This window comes from Streptomyces sp. CO7 (genome assembly GCF_053474865.1).
This window is the reverse complement of the sequence record NZ_JBRIOU010000004.1, coordinates 574,332-578,734: the sequence shown is the minus strand read 5'-3', so window position 1 is coordinate 578,734 and position 4,403 is coordinate 574,332. Positions and strand designations below refer to the sequence as shown.

At 73.9% G+C, this 4,403-nt stretch carries 4 protein-coding genes and 1 pseudogene; 4 read left to right on the top strand and 1 reads right to left on the bottom strand.

The features are described 5' to 3' along the window. On the bottom strand, nt 1-2,146 hold a 2,146-nt coding region (locus ACOV8S_RS15465), incomplete at its 3' end, for a prolyl oligopeptidase family serine peptidase (protein ID WP_448318400.1). Nucleotides 2,147-2,323: 177 nt separating this feature from the next. On the opposite strand from ACOV8S_RS15465, the gene ACOV8S_RS15460 reads away from it, so the two are divergent. From ACOV8S_RS15460 to ACOV8S_RS15445, 4 genes and pseudogenes are all read left to right on the top strand, one after another. Then, nucleotides 2,324-2,518, top strand: coding sequence for a hypothetical protein (locus ACOV8S_RS15460; RefSeq protein ID WP_108954534.1), 195 nt, complete (start codon nt 2,324-2,326; stop codon nt 2,516-2,518). Nucleotides 2,519-2,622: 104 nt separating this feature from the next. Then, complete coding sequence (gene mshB, locus ACOV8S_RS15455; RefSeq protein WP_448318399.1) at nt 2,623-3,540, top strand: N-acetyl-1-D-myo-inositol-2-amino-2-deoxy-alpha-D-glucopyranoside deacetylase; 918 nt, start codon at nt 2,623-2,625, stop codon at nt 3,538-3,540. After that, nucleotides 3,537-3,947 (top strand): DUF6113 family protein, encoded by a 411-nt coding sequence (locus ACOV8S_RS15450; protein ID WP_448318398.1) that lies wholly within the window; start codon nt 3,537-3,539, stop codon nt 3,945-3,947. Before mshB ends, ACOV8S_RS15450 begins: the two co-directional genes overlap by 4 nt. 179 nt (nt 3,948-4,126) lie before the next feature. Next, nucleotides 4,127-4,403: pseudogene (locus tag ACOV8S_RS15445) on the top strand (hypothetical protein); the annotation flags it as partial.

The following is a 4,403-nucleotide window of genomic DNA, read 5'->3' as shown; positions in this document are numbered from 1 at the left end:
GCACGAGGTCCTGCCCTTGTCGGGGGGGACGCACATGACGCCGCAGGAACTCCACCTGGAACAGGAGCAGGTTCTCCGCCACCCGCTCCTGCGGCGTCATGTGCGTCACCCCCGACAAGGGCAGGACCTCGTGCGGACGCCCCGCCGCCAGCAACGCCGAGGACAGCCGCAGCGAGTGCGCCACCACCACGTTGTCGTCCGCCAGCCCGTGGATCACCATCAACGGCCGCACCGTCTCCGCCGCCCCGGAGAGCCCCTCGTCCGTCACCAGCGAACTCGACGCGTAGGCGTCCCCGTTCACCGCGGGGTCCCCGAGGTACCGCTCGGTGTAGTGGGTGTCGTAGAGCCGCAGGTCGCTGACCGGCGCCCCCGCGATCCCCGCGGCGAAGACGTCCGGCCGCCGCAGCACGGCCATCGCGGCGAGGTACCCGCCGAACGACCAGCCCCGGATCGCGACCCGCGAGAGGTCCAGCGGGTACCGCTCGGCGAGGTCGTGGAGGGCGTCGATCTGGTCCTCCAGGGCGAGCGTCAGGTCGCCGGCGACGGACTTCTCCCAGGCGGGCGAGCGCCCCGGCGTGCCCCGCCCGTCGGCGACGATCACCGCGAACCCCTGGTCGGCGAGCCACTGCGAGGTCAGGTGGGCGTTGTGGGCGGCGTACACACGCTGCCCGTGCGGGCCACCGTAGGGATCCATCAGGACGGGCAGAAGGTCGCCCGCACGGTGGTGCGCGGGCAACAGCACGGCGCACGGAATGCGCCGTGCGCCCGCTTCGGTGAGGGAGAGCCTGGGGGTCAGGCCGGGGTCCGCGGCGTGCGAGGCGATCCGCGCGACCTCCTCGCCGTCCCGCAGCACCCGCACCACCGCCCCGGGCCGGTCGAGCACCGAGGACACCAGCACCGTCACCCCGCCCGCGCGCACCGCCGTGTGGACGCCCGGCTCCTGCGACACCCGCTCGACCCCGCTCGCGGTGACCCGGTGGACGTGCACCTCGCCGAGTTCCGCTTCGGCCGCCCCCTCACCCGCGGAGGCGGACACCAGGACGTCGTCCTCACCGACGTCCAGCACCGCCCGCAGGTGCAGCCGCGCGTCGGTGAGGGTGCGCCCGCCCACCGCCAGGGCCCGCGCCCCGCTCTCGTCGGTGATCCGCACCAGCTCCCCGCCCGGGCTCCAGCAGGGCGTGGCAGCGAACAATTCAAGCCATGTTGGATCTTTCTCCCGGAGCACCGTGCTGGTGGCCCCGGTGTCCGGGTCGACGGCGAGCGTGAGCTGCGTGCGCTGGTCCCGGCTCTGCACCAGGATCAGCGGCGAACCGGCCGCTGACCAGTGCACTCGTGCCAGGTACGGGAACGCCTCGCGGTCCCAGAGGACCTCCGTGCGGCTGCCGTCGAGGTCCAGGGCGAACAACTGTACGTCCGCGTTGGGGGTTCCGGCCGCGGGGTACGCGTGCGCCCGCGGTTCGCTGTCGGGGTTCGCGGGATCGGCGATCCACCACCGCCGGACCGGCGCGTCGTCGTACCGGGCGACCAGCAGCCGGTCCGACCCGGGGGCCCACCAGAAGCCCCGGTCGCGTCCCATCTCCTCCGCCGCGACGAACTCGGCGAGCCCGTACGCGACCGTCCCGGACTCCGGTTCCGCCAGCGCCCGGTCCCCCTCGCCGTCCGCCCCCACGACCCTCAGCGCGCCGCCCGCGGCATAGGCGACGAGGCGCCCGTCGGGGGAGGGGCGGGGGTCGGTCACCGGCCCGGGGACACGCAGCTCGCGCACCGCGCCGTCCGTCGTCGAGGCGCAGAAAAGCCGCCCTGACAAGGCAAAACATGCCAAACCAGCGGCGGCGTCGGTGGCGTGGGAGACGATGCCGGCGCCGCCCTCGCGGCTCCGCTCACGCCGGGCCCGCTCCTGCGGGGACAGGTCCTCCTCGCCGCCGCCGAGCAGGGCGACCGGGTCCGCCACGAGCCGCTCCACGGGGTCCTGGCCGGGCAGCAGATCCAGCACCCACAGGGCGCCCGCCCGGTCCGTGCCGGAACGCGAGCGCAGGAAGACGACCCGTGAGCCGTCGGGTGCGACGGTGAACGCGCGGGGCGCGCCGAGAGTGAATCGCTGGGTGCGGGCATGCCGCCGGGGGAAGGATTCGGTGTCCGTCTGCATGACCCGACCATATTGGCCATGCGCCCCCCTTGTGCGGCTGTGCGCCGACTCATGCGTTGCCCCGGATAGTTATGATCACTGCCGTCCGGTGGGTATCAACCTGCTGGCTGCGCGAAGGATTTGTCGCCCCTTCGGTCCGACTGCCAGTGTCCTAGGGAGCTTTGGAGGTGAACCGCCGTGGCACTCTCGATCTCGGTGGTGGTGCTGCTGGCGATCGTCGTCTTCTTGCTGATCAAGAAGTCGGGGCTGAAGGCGGGGCATGCGATCGTCTGCATGCTGCTCGGGTTCTACCTCGCCGCCTCGTCGGTGGCCCCGACGATCAACGAGCTGACGAACAACATCGCCGGCATGATCGGCAGCTTCAAGTTCTGACCCGGCGTCCTCCACCGTCCCGCATACCCCCGGGACGGCGGCGTACACCAGGCAGTGCGCCGGGGCGTTCCGCCGGGCCTTGGGCTCCCGCCTAAGCTGGCCCCATGACGGAAACGCCCGCTCGTCGCCTGCTGCTGGTGCACGCGCACCCGGACGACGAGTCGATCAACAACGGCGCCACCATGGCCCGCTACGCGGCCGAGGGCGCCGGGGTCACCCTGGTCACCTGCACGCTGGGCGAGCTCGGCGAAGTGATCCCGCCCGAGCTCGCGCACCTGTCCGGCGCCGCGCTGGGCACGCACCGCCGTCAGGAGCTGGCCGCCGCCATGCGGGAACTGGGCGTCCACGACGTCCGGCTGCTCGGCGGTGCGGGCCGCTACGGCGACTCCGGGATGATGGGCCTGCCCGACAACGACGCCCCGGGCGCCTTCTGGGGAGCCCCCGTCGACGAGGCCGCCGAGCACCTGGTCGCCGTGATCCGCGAGGTCCGCCCCCAGGTCCTGGTCACCTACGACCCGAACGGCGGCTACGGCCACCCCGACCACGTGCAGGCCCACCGCGTCGCCATGCGCGCGGCCGAACTGGCCGCCGACCCGGGGCTGCGCCCCGACCTCGGCGAGGCATGGGACATCCCGAAGGTCTACTGGACCCGGATGCCCCGCGCGGTCGCCGAGGAGGCCTTCGCCCGCCTGCACGAGGCGCTGCCCGGCCTCCCCTTCCCGGCGGCCGCCGCCGTGGACGACCTGCCCGGCATCGTGGACGACCCGTCGCTGATCACCGCCCGGCTCGACGCCGGGGGCACCGCGCACGCCGCCGCCAAGGCCGCCGCGATGACCGCCCACGCCACCCAGATCGCCGTCCACGGCCCTTGGTTCGCGCTCTCCAACGACCTGGCCCAGCCGCTGTTCGCGGTGGAGCACTACCAGTTGGTGAAGGGCCGCCCGGGCGGACCGGGCGTCGAGACCGACCTGTTCGCCGGGGTCGCCCCGGTGTCCGACGCGCACCAGGAAGGCGCCGCATGAGCGCGAACTCCAAGGACCCGCGGCAGCGGCCCGCCGGGAGCCTGCTGGCCCAGCCGCTGCGGATGCCCTCGGCCGGCCGGACCGCCGCGTACGCCGGGCTGCTCCTGCTGGGCGCCGTGGCCGGGGTGGCCGGCGCGCTGGTGCAGGGCGCCTTCTTCCCCGCCGGGACGCTGCTGGCGCTCGCCGGGGCCGCCGGCACCTTCCTCGGCGGCGCCCGTCTGACGGGTACCCGGGCCGGCGCGGCGGTTCCGGTCGTCGGGTGGCTGGCCGCGGTCGTGCTGCTCACCACCAGCCGGCCCGAGGGCGACTTCGTCTTCGCCGCGAGCCTGCGGCCCTACCTGTTCCTCCTCGGCGGAATGGTGGTCGCTATGATCTGCGCCACCCTCGGAGGCGGCCGCAACCGCTGACTGCACCGCCCGACTTGGGAGAGACGTCCCGCTTCGTCCTGCCGTCCTGGCGTCCCCTGGGGCGGGAAAGCCCTCGGCCGTGGGTTACCCGCGGGAAGCGGCCAGTATCGTGGAGCGCGCCGCCGAGAAGCCCGCTATGAGGTCGTGACGGGCGGCGGAGCCAACCGGGAGAACCTGCCTTGAGTCGTGAAACTGACAGTCCGTCCCCCACGCCCAACGGGCCCGGCGGATCCTCGCACCCCTCCGGGCCGTCGCGCCCCGAGGAGCGTAAGACCGAGACCACACTGACGACCCGGGTGAAGATCAACATCCCCGGGTCCCGGCCGATCCCGCCCGTGGTGGTACGCCAGCCGGTCGGCGACGGTTCCTCCGCCCCGGGTGATCAGCCCGAGACGGGCGGCCCCGCCGCGCCGTCCGGGCGTGCCGACGCCCCGTCCGCCGCGCCCGGAGACACGC

What these genes read in the sequence shown, in the direction of transcription:
- ACOV8S_RS15450 (WP_448318398.1), top strand. Translation starts at nt 3,537, where the DNA reads ATGAGCGCGAACTCCAAGGACCCGCGGCAGCGGCCCGCCGGGAGCCTG.
- mshB (WP_448318399.1), top strand. Translation starts at nt 2,623, where the DNA reads ATGACGGAAACGCCCGCTCGTCGCCTGCTGCTGGTGCACGCGCACCCG.